General features: G+C 64.4%; 25 protein-coding genes. 22 read left to right on the forward strand and 3 right to left on the reverse strand.

Annotated features, from left to right (window positions below; translation table 11 throughout):
* The 11 genes from B4F07_RS03790 to B4F07_RS03840 form a co-directional block, all read left to right on the forward strand.
* The coding region (locus tag B4F07_RS03790) for a glutamate-5-semialdehyde dehydrogenase (RefSeq protein ID WP_293704540.1) at positions 1 to 748 on the forward strand (748 nt) is incomplete at its 5' end.
* Positions 749 to 779: 31 nt separating this feature from the next.
* Positions 780 to 1052, forward strand: a complete 273-nt coding sequence (locus B4F07_RS03795) for a CopG family ribbon-helix-helix protein (RefSeq protein ID WP_293697718.1) — start codon at positions 780 to 782, stop codon at positions 1050 to 1052.
* The gene (locus B4F07_RS03800; RefSeq protein ID WP_293697720.1) at positions 1049 to 1336 is read left to right on the forward strand and encodes a type II toxin-antitoxin system RelE/ParE family toxin; all 288 of its coding nucleotides are present in this window, start codon (positions 1049 to 1051) and stop codon (positions 1334 to 1336) included. The genes B4F07_RS03795 and B4F07_RS03800 overlap by 4 nt, the downstream gene beginning before the upstream one ends.
* Positions 1333 to 1986: a nicotinate-nucleotide adenylyltransferase gene (locus B4F07_RS03805; RefSeq protein WP_293697722.1), complete on the forward strand. Its 654-nt coding sequence runs from the start codon at positions 1333 to 1335 to the stop codon at positions 1984 to 1986. The genes B4F07_RS03800 and B4F07_RS03805 overlap by 4 nt, the downstream gene beginning before the upstream one ends.
* Positions 1983 to 2381 (forward strand): ribosome silencing factor, encoded by a 399-nt coding sequence (gene rsfS / locus B4F07_RS03810; RefSeq protein WP_293697724.1) that lies wholly within the window; start codon positions 1983 to 1985, stop codon positions 2379 to 2381. Before B4F07_RS03805 ends, rsfS begins: the two co-directional genes overlap by 4 nt.
* A 33-nt stretch (positions 2382 to 2414) precedes the next feature.
* Positions 2415 to 2843 (forward strand): 23S rRNA (pseudouridine(1915)-N(3))-methyltransferase RlmH, encoded by a 429-nt coding sequence (locus tag B4F07_RS03815; protein ID WP_293697726.1) that lies wholly within the window; start codon positions 2415 to 2417, stop codon positions 2841 to 2843.
* The gene (locus B4F07_RS03820; RefSeq protein WP_293697728.1) at positions 2840 to 4054 is read left to right on the forward strand and encodes a murein hydrolase activator EnvC family protein; all 1215 of its coding nucleotides are present in this window, start codon (positions 2840 to 2842) and stop codon (positions 4052 to 4054) included. Before B4F07_RS03815 ends, B4F07_RS03820 begins: the two co-directional genes overlap by 4 nt.
* 135 nt (positions 4055 to 4189) lie before the next feature.
* Complete coding sequence (locus tag B4F07_RS03825) at positions 4190 to 5581, forward strand: S41 family peptidase (protein ID WP_293697730.1); 1392 nt, start codon at positions 4190 to 4192, stop codon at positions 5579 to 5581.
* 124 nt (positions 5582 to 5705) lie between these two features.
* The gene (locus tag B4F07_RS03830) at positions 5706 to 6188 is read left to right on the forward strand and encodes a disulfide bond formation protein B (protein WP_293697732.1); all 483 of its coding nucleotides are present in this window, start codon (positions 5706 to 5708) and stop codon (positions 6186 to 6188) included.
* Complete coding sequence (locus tag B4F07_RS03835) at positions 6185 to 6703, forward strand: demethoxyubiquinone hydroxylase family protein (RefSeq protein WP_293697733.1); 519 nt, start codon at positions 6185 to 6187, stop codon at positions 6701 to 6703. Before B4F07_RS03830 ends, B4F07_RS03835 begins: the two co-directional genes overlap by 4 nt.
* Positions 6704 to 6785: 82 nt before the next feature.
* Positions 6786 to 7391 (forward strand): hypothetical protein, encoded by a 606-nt coding sequence (locus tag B4F07_RS03840; protein ID WP_293697735.1) that lies wholly within the window; start codon positions 6786 to 6788, stop codon positions 7389 to 7391.
* 111 nt (positions 7392 to 7502) lie between these two features.
* Here the strand turns inward: B4F07_RS03840 and B4F07_RS03845 are convergent, their stop codons facing one another.
* Entirely contained in the window at positions 7503 to 9440 is a 1938-nt protein-coding gene (locus B4F07_RS03845; RefSeq protein ID WP_293697737.1) for a S9 family peptidase, read from the reverse strand.
* 395 nt (positions 9441 to 9835) lie between these two features.
* On the opposite strand from B4F07_RS03845, the gene B4F07_RS03850 reads away from it, so the two are divergent.
* From B4F07_RS03850 to B4F07_RS03865, 4 genes are all read left to right on the forward strand, one after another.
* On the forward strand, positions 9836 to 10156 hold the full coding sequence (locus tag B4F07_RS03850) for a hypothetical protein (RefSeq protein WP_293697739.1): 321 nt from the start codon (positions 9836 to 9838) through the stop codon (positions 10154 to 10156).
* Positions 10157 to 10207: 51 nt separating this feature from the next.
* Positions 10208 to 11551 carry a TldD/PmbA family protein gene (locus B4F07_RS03855; protein WP_293697741.1) on the forward strand — a complete coding sequence of 448 codons (1344 nt, stop codon included), beginning with the start codon at positions 10208 to 10210 and terminating at the stop codon, positions 11549 to 11551.
* A 7-nt stretch (positions 11552 to 11558) separates the two neighbouring features.
* The gene (locus B4F07_RS03860; protein WP_293697743.1) at positions 11559 to 12359 is read left to right on the forward strand and encodes an inositol monophosphatase family protein; all 801 of its coding nucleotides are present in this window, start codon (positions 11559 to 11561) and stop codon (positions 12357 to 12359) included.
* Between the two features lie 103 nt (positions 12360 to 12462).
* Positions 12463 to 12876: a hypothetical protein gene (locus B4F07_RS03865; RefSeq protein ID WP_293697745.1), complete on the forward strand. Its 414-nt coding sequence runs from the start codon at positions 12463 to 12465 to the stop codon at positions 12874 to 12876.
* Here B4F07_RS03865 and B4F07_RS03870 read toward each other — a convergent pair.
* Positions 12851 to 13396 carry a TetR/AcrR family transcriptional regulator gene (locus tag B4F07_RS03870; RefSeq protein WP_293697747.1) on the reverse strand — a complete coding sequence of 182 codons (546 nt, stop codon included), beginning with the start codon at positions 13394 to 13396 and terminating at the stop codon, positions 12851 to 12853. The genes B4F07_RS03865 and B4F07_RS03870 overlap by 26 nt on opposite strands.
* A 217-nt stretch (positions 13397 to 13613) precedes the next feature.
* On the opposite strand from B4F07_RS03870, the gene rpsM reads away from it, so the two are divergent.
* From rpsM to B4F07_RS03895, 5 genes are all read left to right on the forward strand, one after another.
* Positions 13614 to 13982, forward strand: a complete 369-nt coding sequence (gene rpsM / locus B4F07_RS03875; protein WP_293697886.1) for a 30S ribosomal protein S13 — start codon at positions 13614 to 13616, stop codon at positions 13980 to 13982.
* A gap of 100 nt (positions 13983 to 14082) precedes the next feature.
* The gene (gene rpsK / locus B4F07_RS03880; protein ID WP_003040416.1) at positions 14083 to 14472 is read left to right on the forward strand and encodes a 30S ribosomal protein S11; all 390 of its coding nucleotides are present in this window, start codon (positions 14083 to 14085) and stop codon (positions 14470 to 14472) included.
* Between the two features lie 107 nt (positions 14473 to 14579).
* Positions 14580 to 15638, forward strand: coding sequence for a DNA-directed RNA polymerase subunit alpha (locus B4F07_RS03885; RefSeq protein WP_293697749.1), 1059 nt, complete (start codon positions 14580 to 14582; stop codon positions 15636 to 15638).
* Between the two features lie 256 nt (positions 15639 to 15894).
* Positions 15895 to 16317: a 50S ribosomal protein L17 gene (gene rplQ, locus B4F07_RS03890; protein ID WP_293697751.1), complete on the forward strand. Its 423-nt coding sequence runs from the start codon at positions 15895 to 15897 to the stop codon at positions 16315 to 16317.
* 322 nt (positions 16318 to 16639) lie between these two features.
* Positions 16640 to 16957: a helix-turn-helix domain-containing protein gene (locus B4F07_RS03895; protein WP_293697753.1), complete on the forward strand. Its 318-nt coding sequence runs from the start codon at positions 16640 to 16642 to the stop codon at positions 16955 to 16957.
* Positions 16958 to 17003: 46 nt separating this feature from the next.
* On the opposite strand, the gene B4F07_RS03900 is transcribed toward B4F07_RS03895, so the two are convergent.
* The gene (locus B4F07_RS03900) at positions 17004 to 17666 is read right to left on the reverse strand and encodes a PEPxxWA-CTERM sorting domain-containing protein (RefSeq protein ID WP_293704543.1); all 663 of its coding nucleotides are present in this window, start codon (positions 17664 to 17666) and stop codon (positions 17004 to 17006) included.
* A gap of 347 nt (positions 17667 to 18013) precedes the next feature.
* Between B4F07_RS03900 and B4F07_RS03905 the strand changes: the two genes are divergently transcribed.
* Both B4F07_RS03905 and B4F07_RS03910 read left to right on the forward strand, forming a co-directional pair.
* Positions 18014 to 20176 (forward strand): prolyl oligopeptidase family serine peptidase, encoded by a 2163-nt coding sequence (locus tag B4F07_RS03905; RefSeq protein ID WP_293697757.1) that lies wholly within the window; start codon positions 18014 to 18016, stop codon positions 20174 to 20176.
* Entirely contained in the window at positions 20176 to 20661 is a 486-nt protein-coding gene (locus B4F07_RS03910; RefSeq protein WP_293697759.1) for a GAF domain-containing protein, read from the forward strand. The genes B4F07_RS03905 and B4F07_RS03910 overlap by 1 nt, the downstream gene beginning before the upstream one ends.
* Positions 20662 to 20706 lie beyond the last annotated feature (45 nt).

Genomic DNA, 20706 nt, shown 5'->3' on the forward strand with positions numbered 1-20706 from the left:
GGTCGAGGCGGGGCTTCCCGCCGATGCGGTCCAGCTCGTACCGACGCAGGACCGCGCCGCGGTCGGAGCCATGCTGCGCGCACAGGGACAGATCGACATCATCATCCCCCGCGGCGGCAAGGGGCTGGTCGCGCGGGTGCAGGACGAGGCGCGCGTACCTGTGCTGGCGCATTTGGACGGGGTGAATCATCTGTATATCGACGGCGCAGCCGATCCGGCGAAAGCCGCAGAACTTGCGGTCAACGCCAAGATGCGCCGCACCGGCATCTGCGGCGCGACCGAGACGATCCTGATCGACCGTGCCTATCCCGCCCCGCTTGAAATTATCGATGCACTGGTCGCGGCGGGCTGCGAAGTGCGCGGCGACATGGCCATTGCGGCGCTCAGTCCGCATGTCGAAGCTGCGTCAACGGGCGATTGGGACACCGAATATCTCGACGCGATCGTCTCGATCGCCATGGTCGACGGTCTGAAAGGCGCGCTCGCGCATATCGACGTGCATTCGAGCCGCCACACCGACGCGATCGTCACCGAGGATTTTTCCGCCGCAGAACGCTTCCTGTCCGAGGTCGACAGCGCAATCGTCATGCACAATGCCTCGACGCAGTTCGCCGACGGCGGCGAATTCGGATTGGGCGCGGAAATCGGTATCGCCACGGGGCGCCTGCACGCCCGCGGCCCTGTAGCGCTGGAAGGGCTCACCACCTATAAATGGCTAGTGCGGGGGAGCGGTCAGACGCGTCCTTGAGTCATTTGTGTACAAGTGATACAGATGGCATATGGATGCGACTTCACCGATCACCACGCGACTAGATGCTGCGACGCTCGAAACGCTCGACCAATTGGCGACGCGATACGATCGCTCGCGATCCTGGCTTGTTGCGCAGGCAGTTCGACAATTTACCGAACGTGAAGCGGAAATGCTGGCATTCATTGAGGAAGGCGAGCGGTCGGCGCGCGAGGAACCTTTGATCTCGTCGGAAGAGATGCTGGATTGGATCGACGCCAAGCGAAAAGAGATTCGGGCCAAGCGAAATAACAAAGCTGCGTGACGCCGGTTCGCTGGTCCCGTCTTTCGCGAGAAGATCTGAACGACGCTGTCGATCATCTGGTCGATGCGGATTTCAGGACGGCGAACGACCTGCTCGAAGAAGCTGCCAAAGCGGCCTCCTTTCTTGCTACTTCACCTCGAGCCGGAGCTCCGCTAGACGCGCAAGGCCGACGAAAATGGCGCCTTGGAAAGCTGCCATATGTTCTGCTCTACCACGTCGATACCAAGCGCGTTCTGATTCTACGCATCGCCCATCTCCGCAGCGATTGGCAGACCCTTCTGTGATCCCCACCGGCCTTCTCGGCGGCAGCTTCAACCCGGCGCATGGCGGGCATCGCGCGATCAGTTTGAATACGATCGACGCGCTGGGGCTCGATGAATTATGGTGGTTGGTGTCGCCGGGCAATCCGCTCAAGCCCAAAGCGGGCATGGCCTCGCTCCCCTCGCGCCTTGCATCTGCGCGGCATATGGCGCGGCGCTCGCCGATTCGCGCGACCGGAATCGAGGCCGAGCTGGGCACGCGCTACACGATCGACACGCTGAAAAAACTCGTCCGCCGCTACCCCGATCGCCAGTTCATCTGGATCATGGGCGCCGACAATCTGGTCCAATTGCCCCAATGGCGCGACTGGCGGGGGATTGCCCGACTCATGCCGATTGCGGTTATCGCGCGTCCGGGCTATAATGACCGCGCCCACGCAAGACGTGCGATGGGTTGGCTTCGGCGCTTCGTCCGGCCCGCGGACCAGAAATTGCATTGGACGGACTGGAGACCGCCCGCCCTCGTGTTCCTGCGATTTTCGCCCGATGTGCGATCCGCAACTGCGATACGGCAGGCCAACCCCCGCTGGTTCGAACGCTATGAAGGTCGCGCTTTGCGCGACCCGATCACGCGTTCGCGGCTTGTGGACCCGATTAGGAAAGGACGCATTTGATCTCCGCCACCCAGGGTGCCGCGCCCAGCGCCGCATCCGCCAACGATAATGTGGACGCGCTCCACGCTTTGATCCTCCACCAGCTGGATGAGGACCAGGCCCAGGAAACCATCTCCATCCCGCTTGCCGGCAAAAGCAGCATCGCCGATCATATGGTGATCGCGAGCGGCCGGTCGACGCGCCATGTCTCGGCGATTGCCGAGAAACTGGCGCAGCGGATCAAGCAGGAAGCGGGCCGTCAGGTTCGTGTCGAAGGGCTGCCCAATGCCGATTGGGTGCTGCTCGATGCGGGCGACGTGATCGTCCACCTGTTCCGTCCCGAGGTGCGTAGCTTCTACAACCTCGAACGCATGTGGTCGTTCGGCGACGCGCCGCCGGTCACGGTCGCAAATTGACGTCCCTGCCCTGCCAAGGGTAGGCGGGGCGTCATGTTGCTGCACATCATCGCGCGCGGGCGCATCGGGCGCGGGCCCGAGGCCGAGCTGGTCGAGCGTTACATGAAACGCGTGACGTGGGCGCAGAAGATTTCCGAGCTTCCGGATACGGGCGGTCGTATGCCTGCCGCTGCGGACAATAGCCGGACCATCTTGCTCGACGAGGGCGGCGAGCAGATGTCGTCGCTCGAATTTGCCAAATTGCTGGAGGGCTGGCGCGATAGTGGGGTGCGCGAGGCGCGCTTTTGCCTGGGCGCCGCCGACGGCTTCACGCCGGAGGAGCGCGAGGGTGCCGACACGGTGATCGCCTTTGGCCGCGCGACATGGCCGCATTTGATGGCGCGCGCGATGCTCGCCGAGCAATTGTGGCGCGCCACCAGTATCGTCGCGAACCACCCATATCACCGCGAGGGGCGGCAATGAGGCGCGCGCTCGCGGCCCTTGCGACGCTGGCTATCTTATCTGGCGGCGCGCTGGCGCTGGCGCAGAGCGATGTTTTCGATCCGCAGGCGATCGCCGCGCGCGAACGCAACCAACTCCTCAGCGCAAAACAGCAGTCAGTTGAGGCGATGGCGCGCAGCACCCGGCTGGAGGCGCAGGCCGTCGCGGCGAGCAGCGAGGCCGACCGGCTGAAAATCCGCAGCGCCGCGCTCGCCGCGCGCATCCAGTCGGCCGAGGCCGACATCAGCGCCGGAGAGGCGCGCGTCGCGCTCGTCAATCGCCGCCTCACCGCCCAACGTGCGCGGCTGGCGGATCAGCAACAGCCGCTGCTCGAACTCGCCGCCTCGCTCCAGCAACTCTCGCGCCAGCCGCCGGTCAGTGTCCTCGCGCAGCCCGGATCGCTGACCGACATGGTCCACGCGCGCGCAGTGATCGACGCCGCGATGCCGGTGATCGAGCGACGCACCGCAGGGGTGCGCCAGGAATTGACCTTGCTGCAAACGACGCGGCGTCAGCAGGCGGTAGCCCTGCGGGCGCTGTCGGCCAGCAAGGTCCAGCTGTCGCAGCGCCGCAACGCGCTGACCCGGCTGGAAAATGAAGGCCGGATGCGTTCGCGCGAGCTGATGAGCAGCGCCCAGCTTGAGGCCGACCGCGCACTGGGGCTTGGCGAGAAAGCGCGCGATATCGTCGAACTGATGGACGCGCTCGAGGCCGATGGCGCGGTGCGCGCCGAACTGGCGCAGCTGGCCGGGCCGTTGCCGCGCCCGCGCAATCCGGCTGGCGCAATCACCGGCGCGGTGCCGCCTGCCCCTACCGAAGCCGAACTCACGCAAGGCGCCTATCGCCTTCCGGTCGTCGGGCGCATCGTCGCCGGGCTGGGCGAAGTCAACGACAGCGGCGTCCGCTCGCGCGGGGTGACGATCGCGGCGCGGCCCGGCGGACAGGTCGTCGCCCCTGCCCCCGGCCGGGTGAGCTTTGCCGGCGATTATCGCGGCTATGGCAAGATCGTCATCATCGATCATGGCGGCGGCTGGGTGTCTTTGCTGACCGGCATGATAGGGCTGTCGGTCGCGGTCGGCGACACGCTCGACGCCGGTGCGCCGATCGGCCGCGCCGGGTCCGACGACAGCCGCATCACCGTGGAGCTGCGCCGCGGCGGTCGCCCGGTCGATATCGTCGCGATGATCGGTTGATCGCGCCGATTGTTAATCCCCCATTCGGACGCTGTCCCCTATCGGGATGCACCGCTTGACGCCTGCGCAAATGCGTAGGAGGATGGTCGGCCGGGGTATATACGGCGGGAATTCCCGCCTGAGTGAAAGACGCACATGACCGACTCGACCAAGAAGCCCGCATCCTCGAAGCGCCGCTTTGCGTTGTGGCAGGGCGCTGCCGCGCTCTCGACGCTGGCGCTGGTGCCGCTCGCGACCGGCGCGATGGCGAGCGTCGACAGCAAGACGCAGGAAGAGATTTCGCGGTTCATGGACGTCTATCTCGAAGTGAAATCCAATTATGTCGAACCGGTCGACGATTCGAAATTGATCGAAGGCGCGATCAACGGGATGCTCGCCAGCCTCGACCCGCATTCGGGCTATCTCGACGCGCGCGGCTTTTCGAACCTGCGCACCCAGACCGACGGCGAATATGGCGGGCTCGGCCTGTCGGTGACCATGGAAGACGGCGTCGTGAAGGTCATCGCACCGACCGCCGACACCCCCGCCGACAAGGCCGGGATCAAGTCGGGCGATTATATCACCCATATCAACAAGGAACTGATCTTTGGCCTGACGCTCGACGAGGCGGTCGAACAGATGCGCGGGCGCCCGGGGACCAAGATCGACGTCACCATCGTCCGCGAAGGCCAGGACAAACCGATCGAAATGTCGCTGACCCGCGAAGTCATCGACCTGAAGCCCGTCAAATGGGAAGTCAACGGCGACGTCGGGGTGCTGACCGTCACCAGCTTCTCGGCAGACGCGACCACCGATATGCGCGCCGCGATGATGGCGGTGGAAAAGTCGCTGGGCAAAAAACCGCGCGGCTGGATCGTCGATCTGCGCTCGAACCCGGGCGGATTGCTCGACGAAGCCGTCGGGATCAGCGACCTGTTCCTCGAGCGCGGCGAAATCGTTTCGCAGCGTGGGCGCCGGAAGGGCGACATCGAACGCTTCTTTGCTGAACCGGGCGATCTGGCCAGCGGCGCACCGGTCGTCGTCCTGATCGACTCGGGATCGGCATCGGCCTCCGAAATCGTTGCCGGCGCGCTGCAGGACCAGCACCGCGCCGTCGTGATGGGCGAACGCAGTTTCGGCAAGGGATCGGTGCAGACCGTGCTGCCGCTGTCCGACACGACCGCACTGCGCCTGACCACCGCGCGTTACTACACGCCGTCGGGGCGCAGCGTGCAGGAAGGCGGCATCGAACCCGATATCCGTGTCCCGCAGATTTCGGACCCCGATTATGCGTCGCGGCCAAAGTTCCGTGAGAGCGATCTGCGCCGTCACCTGATCAACGAGAAAAAGGTCGATAACGGGCTGATCGAAAAGGATGAGAAGGTCGATCCGCGCTTCACCGCGACTGCCGCCGAACTCAAGGCCAAGGGGATCGAGGACTTCCAGCTCCATTATGCGTTGCAGACGATCGGGCGGATCAGCCCGACCGCACCGCGCATGGCGGCGCAGGCGACCAAGCCCGGCGCCAAGCCTGCGCGGCGCAACTGACTCCATTCCGCCATGCGTTCCCTTCCGTCATCCCGGCGCAGGCCGGGATTTCACCGGCGCGTAAGACTGTGAGGTCGAGATCCCGGCCTTCGCCGGGATGACGATTTGATTTGAGGTTGGATTGATGCTGAAATCGCGGCTTTCCGCACCCCTCGTCGCATTTTTGGCGCCGCTGCTGCTCTACGGCGGCGCGCTGGTCTCGCAATTTGGCTTTGGCCTGCACCCCTGCGAAATGTGTTATTGGCAGCGCTGGCCGCACCAAGCGGCGATCATATTGGCGCTGCTCGCGCTGTTGCTGCGCGGCAATGATAAGGCGATGCGCGCGCTGACGCTGCTCGCCGCCATCGCGATCGCCATCTCGGGCGCTATCGGGATTTACCATGCCGGGGTCGAATATGGATTCTGGGAAGGGCTGACCTCGTGCGCGACTGGCGGCGGTGGCCCGGTGTCGCTCGACGCGATCATGAACGCGCCGCTGATCCGCTGCGACACCGCGCAATGGACCCTGTTCGGCATATCGCTCGCGGGCTTCAACGCGATCTTTTCGCTCGGCGCTGCGGCGCTCGTCTTGACCTTGCTGCGCCGTCGGCCCACATCTGCGGCATGAGGAAAGCCGATAAAAACGCAGCGATGATCCGGGTCGATCAGGCCGGCGAATATGGCGCGACGCGTATTTATGCGGGCCAGCTCGCGGTCATGGGCGATCGGCATCCGATGGCGCGCGAAATCGCGCACATGGCCGAACAGGAAGAACGTCACCGCAAATTCTTTGACGACATGGTCGCCAAGCGCGGTGTGCGTCCGACCGCGCTCCAGCCGTTCTGGAATGTCGCAGGCTTTGCGCTCGGCGCCGTCACCGCCGCGATGGGGCCGCGCGCTGCCATGGCCTGCACTGCCGCGGTCGAAACCGAGATCGACCGCCATTACCGCGACCAGCTTGATGAACTCGGCGACAGCGACCCCGAACTCAGTGCAGCGGTCGCCGATTTCCGCGCCGAGGAGTTGGAGCATAAGAACGCGGCGCTGGCCGCAGGCGCCGAGAGCGCACCGGGATACCCGGTCCTAAGCCTCGCGATCCGCGCCGGCTGCCGTGCAGCCATCGCGCTGTCGAAGCGTATCTGATAGAGATCCGACCCGCGCATCCGTTCATGACCGATGCAGGGTCGCGGTGCCAAGCCACAATAGAAAAGCAAAGGAAATTTGGATGACCCGCCTGCCCCTGTTCGCGCTGATCCTTGCCGGTAGCACCCTCGCGATGCCCGTGGCGGCGCAGCAGTCGGTGATCGAAGGCGAAAAGGTCAATCAGGTTGTCGTTTATGGCGATGATCAGTGCCCGAAGAGTGCCGACGACGAAATCCTGGTCTGCGCCAAGCTGCCCGAGGGTGAGCGGTATCGGGTGCCCGAAATGCTGCGTGGCAATCCACTCGACGTGCGCAACGAAGCCTGGGCGAACAAGGTTGTCGCCGTCGAGCGCATCGGGCGGTTCGGCACCGACAGCTGCTCGCCGAGCGGGTTGGGCGGTTTCACCGGCTGCACCCAGGCGTTGGTCGCCGGCGCCAAGGCCGAACGTCAGGCCGCCGACAAAACCGACTGGCAGGCGATGATCGCCGACGAACGCGCCAAGCGCCTTGCGGGGATCGATTCCGCGTCCGACGAGGTTGAAGCCGCGGTGTTGGCCGAAGAACGTGCGCTGGCTGAACGGCAGGCGGCTGCCGCCGAGCTGGAGCGTCAGGCCAGCGGTCAGGCGCCGATGCCGACCGCGCCCGATGAAGCCGATGCCGAACCGCTGCCGGTTCCGCCGCAAGGCTGACTTTTTATCGTCATTGCGAGCGAAGCGAAGCAATCCAGAGCGGTTTACGCCACCCTGGATTACCGCGTCGTTTCGCTCCTCGCAATGAAGAGGCGTCTTGGTCCGTTCAGCTCAGTTCAGCAGATATTGCTTCCAGAACAGCAGCGACGCCCAGAAATTATAATCGGCATTTTCCTTCTTGGCGAAGCCATGGCCCTCATTGGTGCCAACCAGATGCCAAGCGGTCCCGCCATTTTTGCGCACCGCCGCGACAATCTGATCCGCCTCTGACGCGGGGACGCGCGGGTCATTGGCGCCCGTCACCACAAACAGCGGCTTCTTGATATCGGCGACGCGGGTGAGCGGCGAGATTTCCATCAGCTTCTTGCGCTGCGCCGGATCGCGCTCGTCGCCATATTCGACGCGGCGCAGGTCGCGGCGATAATCCTGGGTATTTTCCAGGAAGGTAACGAAGTTCGAAATGGCGACGACGCACAGATTCGCGCGCAGCTTGTCGCCATAATGGGTGGCGGCGGCATAACACATATAGCCGCCATAGCTGCCCCCGGTCAGCCCGAAGCGCGCCGCGTCGAGGGTCTTGTCCTTGGCCAGCGCATCAAGGAACGCGCCCATGTCCTTGACGCTGTCCTCGCGCTTGAACGGCCCGTTGTCGAGGCTGACAAAGGTCTTGCCATAGCCGGTGGATCCGCGGACGTTGGGATAGAAAAGCGCGATCCCCATTTCGTTGAGCAGATAATTGCTGCGTCCCATGAAGCCGGGTCGCGACTGCGCTTCGGGACCGCCATGGACACTCATGATGAGCGGGCGCTTGCCCGGGAACTTCACCGGGTCGGGGCGATAAAGGAAGCCCGACACCTCGAGCCCGTCGAAGCTTTTGACCTTGACCAGTTCGGGTTCGACATTCTTGGTGACGTCGAGCCCGCCCGTCTCACTTTCGGTCCAGCGCGTCACCGCCAGCGTTTTCGGATCGACGCTGAACGCATCGGCGGCGCTGCGCGCAGAGGTGAAGGTGATGCCGATCTCGCCCCAAGGCGCGATCTCCAACCCGCCGATGATCCCGGCGGGCAGCTTGTCGACCGTCCGCACCGCGCCGGTTTTTGGATCGAACAGCCGCAGTTTCGACATCCCCGCCTCATTGACCACATAGGCGATAAAGCTGCCGTCCTCGGCGATGTCGAAGGTGTCGACGTCCCATTTCTCGGCCGGTCCCTTCGGCGTGAACTTGCCTGTCGCCGGATCGAGCGTCCCGATCCGCTGGAAGTCGCTGCCCTCGTCGCTGGTCATCCAGATCGTGCCGTCGGGGGCAAAGCTCGCCCCGCCGAGCGCCACGGTCTTGCTATGGTCGCCAATCGGGGTCATCGCGCCGCTGGCCAGGTCAAGGCGGAACAGGTCGGCTTTCTGCACCGACGTATATTTGCCAACCAGCGCCCAGCTTTTGTCGGGCGTGAAGTCGAGCAGGCCCCAGCCGCCGCCCTCGACCTGTGCCACCATGCGGCGGGTCTTGGGATCGCGCGGGTCCATCACATAGATGTCGCTGTCGCGGCCGTTGCGCAGCGTCGAGGTAAAGGCGACGAGCTGACCGTCGTGGCTCCATGCATTTAGCCCGTTGCGGCTCTTGCCGTCGGTCAGCAGATCGAGCCGCCCGTCCTTCATGGCATAGATTTGATAGAATTCATTGCCGCCGATGTCCTTTTGAACCAGCATTACGTCGGCTTTTTTTGGCGCCCAGCTGCCCGCCCCGACCGGCTCGGCCTCGAACGTGATCTGCTTGCGCGCGCCCATCGGCATCGCGACGCGGTGCAACTGCGCGGTGTTGCCGAAGCGGGTGGAGATCAGCATCGATTTGTCGACCGGATTCCAGCCGACAAAACCAGCGCCGCGATTTTCCATATATGGCCGCGTCGCCGCCGATAGCTCGGCCGGTACTTCGGGTACCCCGTCGGCGATCAGCGCCGCGGGTTTGGGTTCGACGGCGGGCTTGTCGCCGTCGGCCGCCGCGGCCGATGCAAGCGGAAGGGTGAGAGCGGCGATGAAGGCCAGATAGCGCATGATGATGTTCCCCGTGTTGCAGCAAAGCAGATCCACTTGGACTAGACGCTATCAATGTGGCGGGCGGATGCAAGGCTTCGACCAACGGCGCCGCGGCTTCGACCACCGTCAGTCCGATTTACCGGTCGTTTCATCGACCTGATCACCGCCGGTCCGGCCACTATTGTAGCATTTTCGTCGGTCGAGCGCGATTTGGTTGCGAAACCGGGGTGAATTGAGCGGAATTGTTAACGAATCGGTGGCAACCTGTCTTGACTTGGGAATTTTGGGCTGAAATCGTGGCGTTCTGGGAATCGCCAGCCTAAGGGGGCTGAAAAATGGCAACAGCATTCGGACCGCGCCTGTGGCGGCGCTCGACACATAGTGTGCCGGCAGCGCGGAGTCTTGGCCGCCGAATGACCTGGCACGCTGCGACGGCGCTGGTTGCCTTTGCTGCTTTGCAGATCTGGCTGGTATCGAGCGCGATCGCGGCGGGTGCCTCATCAACGCTGATTCTTGTCGCGCTGATCGTCCTGCTGGCCCTCGCCGTTCCCGTTGCCCGATCGACCGAGCGGCGCTGGTATCACCTGAGCCGTCAGGCGCTGGCCAGCTGGGGCCTGCATGCGCGCTTTCGCCGCGACGTTCGCCGTCTTTGGGTCGCCGCGCTGACGCTGCCCTTCCTGTGGGTCAGCGGCGCGATGGCTGCTACCGACGCCATCGCGGCAATCGTCAACTAATCACCGCCAACCAAGTTTGACGCCCTGCCGCCCGCCGTATAGGGCGCGGCAATGCTCACTGTTTCCGAAGCCCTCGACCGCGCGCAATTGCTGTGCGACGCCGCTGCCAAGGCTGGTGCCGATGCCGCCGACGCGCTCTATTTTTGCAACGCCGCCACCTCGGTCTCGATGCGCCTTGGCGCGCTCGAGGATGTCGAGCGGTCGGAGGGGCAGGATATTTCGCTGCGCGTCTTCGTCGGCCAGCGCAGCGCCAGCGTGTCGACCGCCGATATGGATGCGGGCGAGCTGACCAAGCTGGTCGAACGCTGCGTGGCGATGGCGCGCGAGGCGCCCGAGGATCCCTATGCCGGGTTGGCGCCGGAAGAATTGCTGTTCAAAGGCCCGGTTCCCGACCTCGACCTCGACGACGGCAGCGAAGCCGATCCCGCGGCGCTGCGTGAGGCAGCGCTTGCAGTCGAGGAAGCGGCGCGCGCCGTCGCGGGGGTCACCAACAGCGAAGGCGGCAGCGCGAGCCACAGCCGCACCCGCTTTGCCCTCGCGACCAGCCACGGCTTTGCAGGGGGTTACGGGTCGAGCGGCCACAGCCTGTCGGCGAGCGTCATCGCGGGCGAAGGCGCCAACATGCAGCGCGACTATGGCTGGCACAGCGCGCATCATCTGGCCGACTTGGAAAGCGCTGCTGAGATCGGCGCGCGCGCCGGTACCCGCGCCGTCGCACGGCTGAATCCCGGCAAGGCGCCGAACGGCAAGTTTCCTGTCATTCTCGATCCCCGTGTCAGCGGCGGCATCGTCGGTCATTTGCTGGGCGCGATCGCCGGCCCCGCCATCGCGCGCGGCACCAGCTTCCTCCTTGGCAAAGAAGATCAGCAGTTGTTCGACCCGAGCATCGTCATCCGCGACGAGCCTCACCGCCGGCGCGGCCTGCGCAGCCGCGCCTTCGACGGCGAAGGCCTACCGACCGCGGCGCGCGATTTGGTCACCGACGGCAAGATTACCGGCTGGCTGCTCGATACCGCCTCGGCAAAGCAGCTTGGCCTGACGCCGACCGGTCATGCGAGCCGCGGCGGCGGCGCGTCGGGGGTCGGCGCGAGCAACCTGCACCTTGCCGCGGGCAGCGTGACGCCCGCAGCACTGATGGAAGGCATATCCGACGGCGTCTATATCACCGAGCTGATCGGCCACGGCGTCAACCCGGTGACCGGCGATTACAGCCGCGGCGCGTCTGGTTTCCGGATCAAGGACGGCGTGCTGGCCGGAGCGATCGCCGAATTCACCATCGCGGGCAATCTGATCGATATGTTCGCCGCGCTGGTCCCCGCGAACGACCTCGAGTTCCGCCATGGCATCAACGCGCCGACCCTGCGCATCGACGGCATGACCGTCGCGTCGAGCTAAGGGCGCTATGCCGGGCCGCAACCTCGAAGCCGCGATCGCCGCGACCCGCGAGGTCGGCGACATGGCGATGGCGCGCTGGCGCGGCGAGGGGCTAGCGGTCAATGTCTGGAACAAGTCGCACGACAACCCGGTCAGCGACGTCGATCTGGCGGTCGATGCGCGGCTGAAGGCGGTGCTCGGCGCGATGGTACCCGAAGCGGGGTGGCTGTCCGAGGAAACCGCCGATAACGCCGACCGCCTGTCGTGCCGTGCGATGTGGTGTGTCGATCCGATCGACGGCACCCGCGACTTCATCCGCGGCCGTCCGGGGTGGTGTGTGTCGGTCGCGCTGGTGATCGACGGCACCCCTGAATTCGGTATCCTCTACGCCCCCGCGCTCGACGAATTATGGGTCGCGCAAAAGGGGCAGGGCGCGCTGCTCAACGGCGAGACACTGCGCGCCAGCCAGCGCACCGAGTTCGCCGGGTCGCGGGTTCCCGCCGACGCGCTGCCAAAGGTCGACAGCGATCTGGTGATCGTGACCAAACCGAACAGCATCGCGCTGCGCATCGCGCTGGTCGCCGACGACCGCGCCGATCTGGTGGCGACCTTGCGCTGGGGGTTCGAATGGGACGTCGCCGCCGCGGCGCTGATCGCGACCGAGGCGGGAGCAAATGTCACGGATGCCTTTGGCGCGCCGCTGAAGTTCAATACGCCCCGCGCGCAAGCCTTTGGCGTGATCGCCTGCGCGCCCGGAATCCATGCGGCCGCGGTCGACCGGCTGGCGGCGCGGGCAGCGGACATTGCGCCGCGTACCGAGGGTCGGTGAGCGATCCGGATGTGGACGAAGGTGCCACGTAGTGTGACATGCCTTGTAGCAGTCGCTACAATCTGATAGGCGACTTGTAGCAACTGCTACAGGGAGAAGTTCGATGTCCGCAGCCACTACCCGCCTGCCCTTTTCCAGCGGCCAGTTGGCAACCTTGGTCATTTCCGGGGTGATCTTCTGGTTCATCGGCGCGCTGATCTGCCGCTGGGCCGGTGCGATCGGTGCGTTCGAAGGGGCCAATCGGGTGCTGCTCTATGCCGCGCTGGTTCCGGGTACGCTGCCGGTAATCCTGCTGGTCCGGCGCGTCGCGCGGCTGGCGCCCGACCAGGTGGCGCTGGGCAGCGCGATCGTCACCGCTGCGGCGATCGCCTGCGACGGCATTGCGCTGGTCGTCATTCCCGACCTGTATGGCGCCGGGATCGAACAGACCGCGGCATCGGGCGCGGTCATCCTGTGGGGCGGCGCGGTGGCGATTGCGCTCGGCTGCTGGCTCAATCGCGTTCCGGCCCGAAGCTGACGCCGAGCGCGGCATCGACGGCATCGCCCAACCCCAGGCTGGTCAGCAGCACCATCCCCTCGATTTCGGTCAGCAGCCGCGCCGCCAGCCCGGCGCGGTCGGCGGCGGCGCAGGCGAGTTCGTCGCCCGCCCATGCCAGAAAGCCGCGCCCGATGCTTTCGCCGATGCGTGCATAGAGGGCATCGCCGTGCGCCGCGCGCGCCGCCATGTCGAGCCACAGCCGCATATAGGGCCACAGCGCCGGGTCGCGCAGTCGCGCCGCAAGCGCTATTCGCAGCTGCGCATAAGGCAAAGGGTGCGGCGGCGCGGCGGCGACCAGCAGCGCGGTCATCCGCGCCGCGATCCGTTCGAGCGTTGCGGCCATCACCGCATCCTTGTCGGCGAAATAATAGAGCAGCATCCGGTCGCTGGTCCCCGCCGCGCGCGCCAGCGGCCGCAGGCTGGACGCGGTCAGGCCATGCGCCAGCACATAGTCCGCGAGGCGGTCGAGCAGGTGGGAAAGGCGGTCATCGCTGGCCATGATCCGGACGCTGTGGCATAGTCCAGGACGCAGGGAAATCCCTGGCGCTACGCTTGACAAACCGGCCGACTCACCTTAGTTGCGCCTCCATTCCGACATCATGACCGGACGGCGAAGCGCAAGGCGCGCATTCGTGGTCCGTTTTTTGCGTTGGAAATCAGACGCTTTGAGATGGGACCGATTGCCACCGGTCCTGTGGAGCAGGAGAAAGTACCCCATGGCACGTATTGCGGGCGTCAATTTGCCCACCAACAAGCGCGTGATCATCGCGCTCACCTACATCCACGGTATCGGCCGCAAGACCGCCGTCGACATCGCCACCAAGCTGGGGATCGACCAGTCGCGCCGCGTCCAGGACCTGTCCGACGCCGAAGTGCTGCAGATTCGCGAAACCATCGACGCCGGTATCCAGGTCGAAGGTGATCTTCGCCGCACGACGGCGATGAACATCAAGCGCCTGATGGACCTCGCCTGCTATCGCGGCCTGCGTCATCGCAAGGGCCTGCCGGTCCGCGGCCAGCGCACCCATACCAATGCGCGCACCCGCAAGGGCAAGGCCAAGGCGATCGCCGGTAAGAAGAAATAAGGTTCGAGCGCGTCCATCCGGGCGCGCTTCCTTGTTTCCCCTGCCGGGGCAGCGGCCATCGCCCGCCACCGGCCATTCAGGATTAGGTTAGGATTACATCATGGCTCGTGAACCGCAGCGCCTTCGTCGGCGCGAACGCAAAAACATCTCGTCGGGCGTCGCCCACGTCAACGCGACCTTCAACAACACGATGATCACCATCACCGACGCCCAGGGCAACGCGATTGCCTGGTCGAGCGCCGGCATGATGGGCTTCAAGGGCAGCCGCAAGTCGACCCCTTACGCGGCGCAGGTTTGCGCCGAAGATGCCGGCAAGAAGGCCGCCGAACACGGCGTTCGCACGCTGGAAGTCGAAGTCAAAGGCCCGGGTGCCGGTCGTGAATCGGCGCTGCGCGCGCTGCAAGCGGTTGGTTTCCACATCACCTCGATCCGCGATGTGACCCCGATCCCGCACAATGGTGTCCGCCCGGCCAAGCGCCGCCGCGTCTGATGCCTGCTTCGGATGCGCCCCATTTCCGGGGCTGCATCCGCTAAACTCCTAACGCCGGACAGATTGGTCGACCCCCAATTCGTCCCGCCAAAAGCAAAGGGAAGACCATGACTGTCAATATCCGGAACTGGCAGGAATTGAAGAAGCCCAGCAACCTGGAAATCAAGGCTGGCAGCGACGGCAAGCGCAAGGCGACCTTCGTCGCCGAACCGCTCGAGCGCGGCTTTGGCCTGACGCTTGGCAACGCGCTGCGCCGCGTATTGCTCTCGTCGCTTCAGGGTGCGGCGATCACGTCGATCAAGATCGAGAACGTCCTCCACGAATTTTCGAGCCTGACCGGCGTGCGCGAAGATGTCACCGACATCGTCCTCAACGTGAAGCAGATCGCGCTCAAGATGGAAGGCGAAGGCCCGAAGCGGCTTCAGCTTTCGGCGACCGGTCCCGCGACCGTCAAGGCCGGCGATATCATGGTGTCGGGCGACATCAAGGTGATGAACCCGAACCATGTCATCTGTCACCTCGACGACGGTGCGACGCTGAACATGGAACTCGTCGCCGACACCGGCAAGGGCTATGTCCCCGCGACCGCCAACCGTCCGATCGACGCGCCGATCGGCCTGATCCCGGTCGACTCGCTCTACTCGCCGGTGCGCCAGGTCGCCTACAAGGTCGACAATGCCCGCATCGGTCAGGAACTGGATTATGACAAGCTGAACCTGACCGTCGAAACCGACGGCACGATCACCCCGGAAGACGCCGTGGCTTACGCTGCGCGCATCCTTCAGGACCAGCTGCAGGTCTTCGTCCACTTCGAAGAAGCGATGAACGACAGTGGCATGATCGGCATGGCGGCATCGCCGACCACCGCCGATGAGAGCGACGTCAACCAGCTCAACCGCTTCCTGCTCAAGAAGGTCGACGAGCTGGAACTGTCGGTTCGCAGCGCCAACTGCCTGAAGAACGACAACATCATCTATATCGGTGACCTGGTTCAGAAGACCGAAGCAGAAATGCTCCGCACCCCGAACTTCGGCCGCAAATCCTTGAATGAAATCAAGGAAGTGCTGTCGTCGATGGGCCTGCGCCTGGGCATGGATATCCCCGGCTGGCCGCCGGAAAACATCGAAGAGATGGCCAAGAAGCTCGAACAAGAGCTGCTGGGTTAAAGGACGAACCTTCTCCCATCGGGAGAAGGATACGCAGCCTTGCCGACTCGTCGGCTAGGCGAAGTTGGATGAGGGGTTCTGTGCTCTCGCGATAGAGCCGATCCCCTCACCCAGCTGCGACTAGGCGGGCGAGCCGCCAAGTCTTCGCAACCCTCTCCCGCCGGGAGAGGGAAGTACAACGGGAATGGGTCGGCCCGCACATCGACCTGGCTTGGGGTACCTCATACGGCCCCTCTGACAAACGAAGGACAAGATTATGCGTCATAAATCAGGTGGCCGGAAGCTGCAGCGCACCAGCGCGCACCGCACGGCCCTGTTCCGCAACATGTCGGCGGCGCTCATCAAGCATGAGCAGATCACGACGACCGTCGCCAAGGCGAAGGAACTGCGTCCCTATATCGAAAAGCTGATCACGCTGGCAAAGCGCGGCGGTTTGGCCAATCGCCGCCTCGCGATGAGCCGGTTGATGGACGACACGCAGCTGGTCAAGCTGTTCGACGTCCTGGCCGAGCGTTACAAGGATCGTAACGGCGGTTATGCGCGCGTTATCAAGGCGGGTATCCGCGCCTCGGACGCCGCGCCGATGGCGATCATCGAACTCGTCGATCGCGACGTCACGGCCAAGGGCCAGGATTCGGGTCCGGTCGAGCAGTATGACGAGGATATGGCGGAAGCCTGAGCCGCGCTGCGAGCGACACAAGATCAAGGGCGGTTTCCGAAAGGAGGCCGCCCTTTCTCGTTGGGGTGGCCGCTCGCCGCGGCGGCGCGTTTTGCTCGATCGCCGGTGTACTCGTACAGATTAGCACCGCACGCCTTGCCGCGAGTGGTGTATTCTGCACCGCGTCGCAGGGTGAAAGTCATAACTGTCTGATGCAGGTCCACCAATTTGTTTCGCCAGCCGCTGCGCTGGGCCGGCCATGATCGAGCATAGCCGCAATACTGCGTGGTCCGGCGCTGCCGAAATGCGCGGGTTGCCATCGCCGCGGCCTATTGTCACGCCGATGTCGCCCGCGGCAGACAAGGAAAGTCTTGGCGCCCGGCTACGGCGCCTGCGGGTCACGCGCCGACTCAGTCAGGCGGATCTGGCCGCCGCCCTCGATGTCAGCGTGCCGGCCGTTTCCGGGTGGGAGAAAGACCGTTCGCGACCGCGGCACGACCGCGTCGAAGCGCTCAGTCACGTGCTGGGTGTGTCAACCGCCGAGCTGCTCGGAACCGACACGGGCCGTTTGCCGACCGACATGCTCGCCGAAAACCGCGCCCAGATTGCCCATGTCGTCGGTACGACACCCGACAAGGTCCGCATCATCATCGAATTTTGAAACCCCGCGCCGCGCCGTCGGGCGCCGCGATGGCAGACACAAAAGCTCAGCCGAGTGAGACCGCAACCTTCGGTTTCCGGCGCTTGGCGCGCATCACGCCGCCGATCGCGCCAAAGCCGAGCAGCAGCATCGCCCAGGTGGCGGGTTCCGGCACCGCTGAGGTCACGGTGGCGCGGATGATCATATCGTCATAATCATTGTCCGCCTTGGTAACTTGGTCGTCATAGCCGAAATAGAAGGTCGAAAGGGCGCTGCCACTTTTCTGCTTGTTGCCGAGGAAGATCGCGAAGCCGTCTTGACCGATGGTGGCGGGCTTGCCGCCTATACTCGAAAAATTCAGCAGCCCTGTCAGGCTGCCCGCATTGAAATTGGCACTGCCGATCAGGATCGGCGATCCGAAATTATTCTGAAACGGGCTCGATTCGCCCTTCATCAAGTTCGGCGCCGACAGGGTAAAAAAGCTGTCGTTAAAGCCGCTTTCCGACCCAAGAAGGTGGAAGGTGATGAGCGAATTTTCGGTGAGGAAGATCGACGCTCCGGTCGTGTCATATTTGGTCAGGCCGAGGCCTGCGAGCTGCGATTTGAAATCGTTGCTGCCTGAAATCGCGGTCTTGTCATCAAAGTTGATGGTCGCAGCCGCGTCGGCCGACACGCTTATCGTCAAGCTTGAGAATGCCGCGATGGCGGCCAGCACCGTCTTCATATCCATGTCCCCCAGACAAGCGTCGCATCGGTTCGACGCTCCTGCGAGTCGCGTGGTTAGCAGGCCGGTAAGGTGAAATGGAGTCGCGAGTCTTTTGTGTCCCAGCGCGGTACAAATATGTCGTGAAACATGAATCGGAGCGATGATTGGCATAGCCGGGAGCAACCAGACGGAACGCCATGCCGCGTGAGACAGGACATGCGATTCATGGACCACCGTCGGCGCCGATCATCGCCTGTTTGCGGGCGGCCCGGCCGCATCGAGCAGCCTTGAAATCGCTTGCCCCGCGCTTTTCCATCCTTACATATCGGCGCACGATAATGTCCCCCCGGATGATTGAGGATCGCCTTGCCATGTCCCGTAAAGCCCTGTCTGCGCCGCTGGCGCTCGTCGCCCTTGCCATGACCCCGGCCGCAACCCATGCGGCGGAAGCCGCGGCCGCAGCGGCGCCCGCACCGGCGCTGGCCTATCCCGATACGGCGCGCGGCGACACGGTCGATCCGCAGTTCGGGGTTGCGGTGGCCGATCCCTATCGCTGGCTGGAGGACGATGTCCGCGTCAATCCGAAGGTCGCCGACTGGGTCGCGGCGCAGAACAAGGTCACCGACGCCTATCTGGCGACGTTGCCCGGCCGCGATGCGTTTAAGAAACGGATGACCGAGCTGTATAATTACGAGCGTTTCGGCCTGCCGACGAAGGCCGGGACGCGCTATTTCTATACCCGCAACGACGGGCTCCAGCCGCAGTCGGTGCTGTATGTCCGCGAAGGATTGAAGGGCGAAGGCCGGGTGCTGATCGACCCCAATCTGTGGGCAAAGGATGGCGCCACCGCGCTGGCCGAATGGAGCCCGTCGGAGGACGGCAAGCATCTGCTCTATTCGGTGCAGGACGGCGGCACCGACTGGCGCATCGTGCGGGTGAAGGACGTCACAACCGGGCAGGATCTGCCCGACGAGGTGCGCTGGGTGAAATTCTCGGCGCTCGATTGGGCGAAGGACGGCAGCGGCTTTTATTATTCGCGCTTCCCCGAACCCGAAGCGGGGGAGGCCTTCCAGTCGCTCAACGAGAACCACGCCGTCTATTTCCACAAGCTTGGCACGCCGCAGTCCGAGGATGTGCTGATCCACGCAACCCCTGACAAGCCCAAGCTCAACAACAGCGCGGTCGTCAGCGACGACGGCCAGTATCTGTTGGTGTTCGGGTCTGAAGGGACCGACGCGCGGTTGGGCGTGACGCTGTATCCGATCGGCGCCAAGGGCGCCGGCAAGCCGGTCACGCTGGTCGGCGATTTCGCGAACAATTGGGACTATGTGACCAATGAGGGTCCACTGTTCACCTTCATCACCAACAAGGGTGCGCCGCGCGAGCGGCTGGTGTCGATGGACATCCGCAAACCCGGCAAGCTGACCGAGCTGGTCGCCGAGAGCGAGAATACGTTGGTCGGCGCCTCGCGCGTCGGCAATCGCATCATCCTGTCGTACCTGGGCGATGCGAAATCGCAGGCGGAGATGATCGCGCTCGACGGCAAAAAGGTCGCCGCGATCAAGCTGGCCGACATCGGGTCGGCATCGGGCTTTGGCGGCAAGTCGAGCGATCCCGAAACCTTCTATGCCTTCTCCAGCTATGCGCGGCCGACGACCATCTATCGGCTCGACACCGCGACCGGCAAAAGCGAGATTTTTGCCGAGCCCAAGCTGACCTTCAAACCCGATGACTTCACGGTCGAGCAGCGTTTCTACAAATCGAAGGATGGCACCGAGGTGCCGATGTTCCTTGTGATGAAGAAAGGGCTCGACCGCAGCAAGGGGTCGCCGACATTGCTCTATGGCTATGGCGGCTTCAACGTGTCCATGACCCCGGGGTTTTCGCCCACCCGGCTGGCGTGGGTCGATCAGGGCGGGGTGCTGGCGATCGCCAATCTGCGCGGCGGCGGCGAATATGGCAAAGCGTGGCACGACGCGGGGCGGCTCGCCAACAAGCAGAATGTGTTCGACGATTTCATCGGCGCGGCCGAATATCTGATCGCGCAAGGCATCGCGGGCAAGGGTCAGGTCGCGATCGAGGGCGGGTCGAACGGCGGCCTGCTGGTCGGTGCGGTCACGAACCAGCGCCCCGACCTGTTCGCCGCGGCGCTGCCCGCGGTGGGCGTGATGGACATGCTGCGGTTCGACCGCTTTACCGCCGGGCGTTACTGGGTCGACGATTATGGCTATCCGTCGAAAGAGGCCGATTTCAAGAATCTGCTCGCCTATTCGCCCTATCATAATATCAAGGCGGGCGCCGCCTATCCCGCGGTGCTGGTGACGACCGCCGACACCGACGACCGCGTCGTGCCGGGGCATAGCTTCAAATATACCGCGCAGCTGCAACATGCGAAGGCAGGCGACAAGCCGCACCTGATCCGTGTGGAAACGCGCGCCGGTCACGGCAGCGGCAAACCGACCGACAAGATCATCGCCGAGGCCGCCGACAAATATGCTTTTGCGGCGAAGTGGACGGGTTTGGCGGTCGAATAATGTCCTACGCCCTCGCCTTTACCGCCACCGATCCCGCCGAATTATGGGCCGAGGCGGGCGACGCCGCCGCGGCGCTGGTCGCGGGCGAGCGCGACGGCATCGCCAATATGGCGAATGTCGCGGCGCTGATCTGGCAGGCGATCCCCGACCTCAACTGGGCGGGCTTTTACCGCTTCGACGGGCAGGAACTGGTGCTCGGGCCGTTTCAGGGCAAGGCAGCGTGCATCCGCATCCCGCTCGACAAGGGCGTGTGCGGTGCCGCAGCACGGCTGCGCGCGACCCAGCGCGTCGAGGACGTCCATGCCTTTCCCGGCCATATCGCGTGCGACGCCGACAGCCGCAGCGAGCTGGTGGTCCCGGTGATCGCGGGCGACCGGCTGGTCGGGGTGCTCGACCTCGACAGCCCGCTGCCGGGGCGGTTTTCGGCGGCGGATCAGGCGGGGGCGGAGGCGCTGGTGGCGCGGATTGCCGCGGCGCTGGCGTAACGCCAACCAACCCCCGTTATCTGACCCAAATCGGGACGCAATCGT

Source organism: Sphingopyxis sp. UBA6723 (assembly GCF_002454115.1).
Classification (GTDB): Bacteria; Pseudomonadota; Alphaproteobacteria; order Sphingomonadales; family Sphingomonadaceae; genus Sphingopyxis.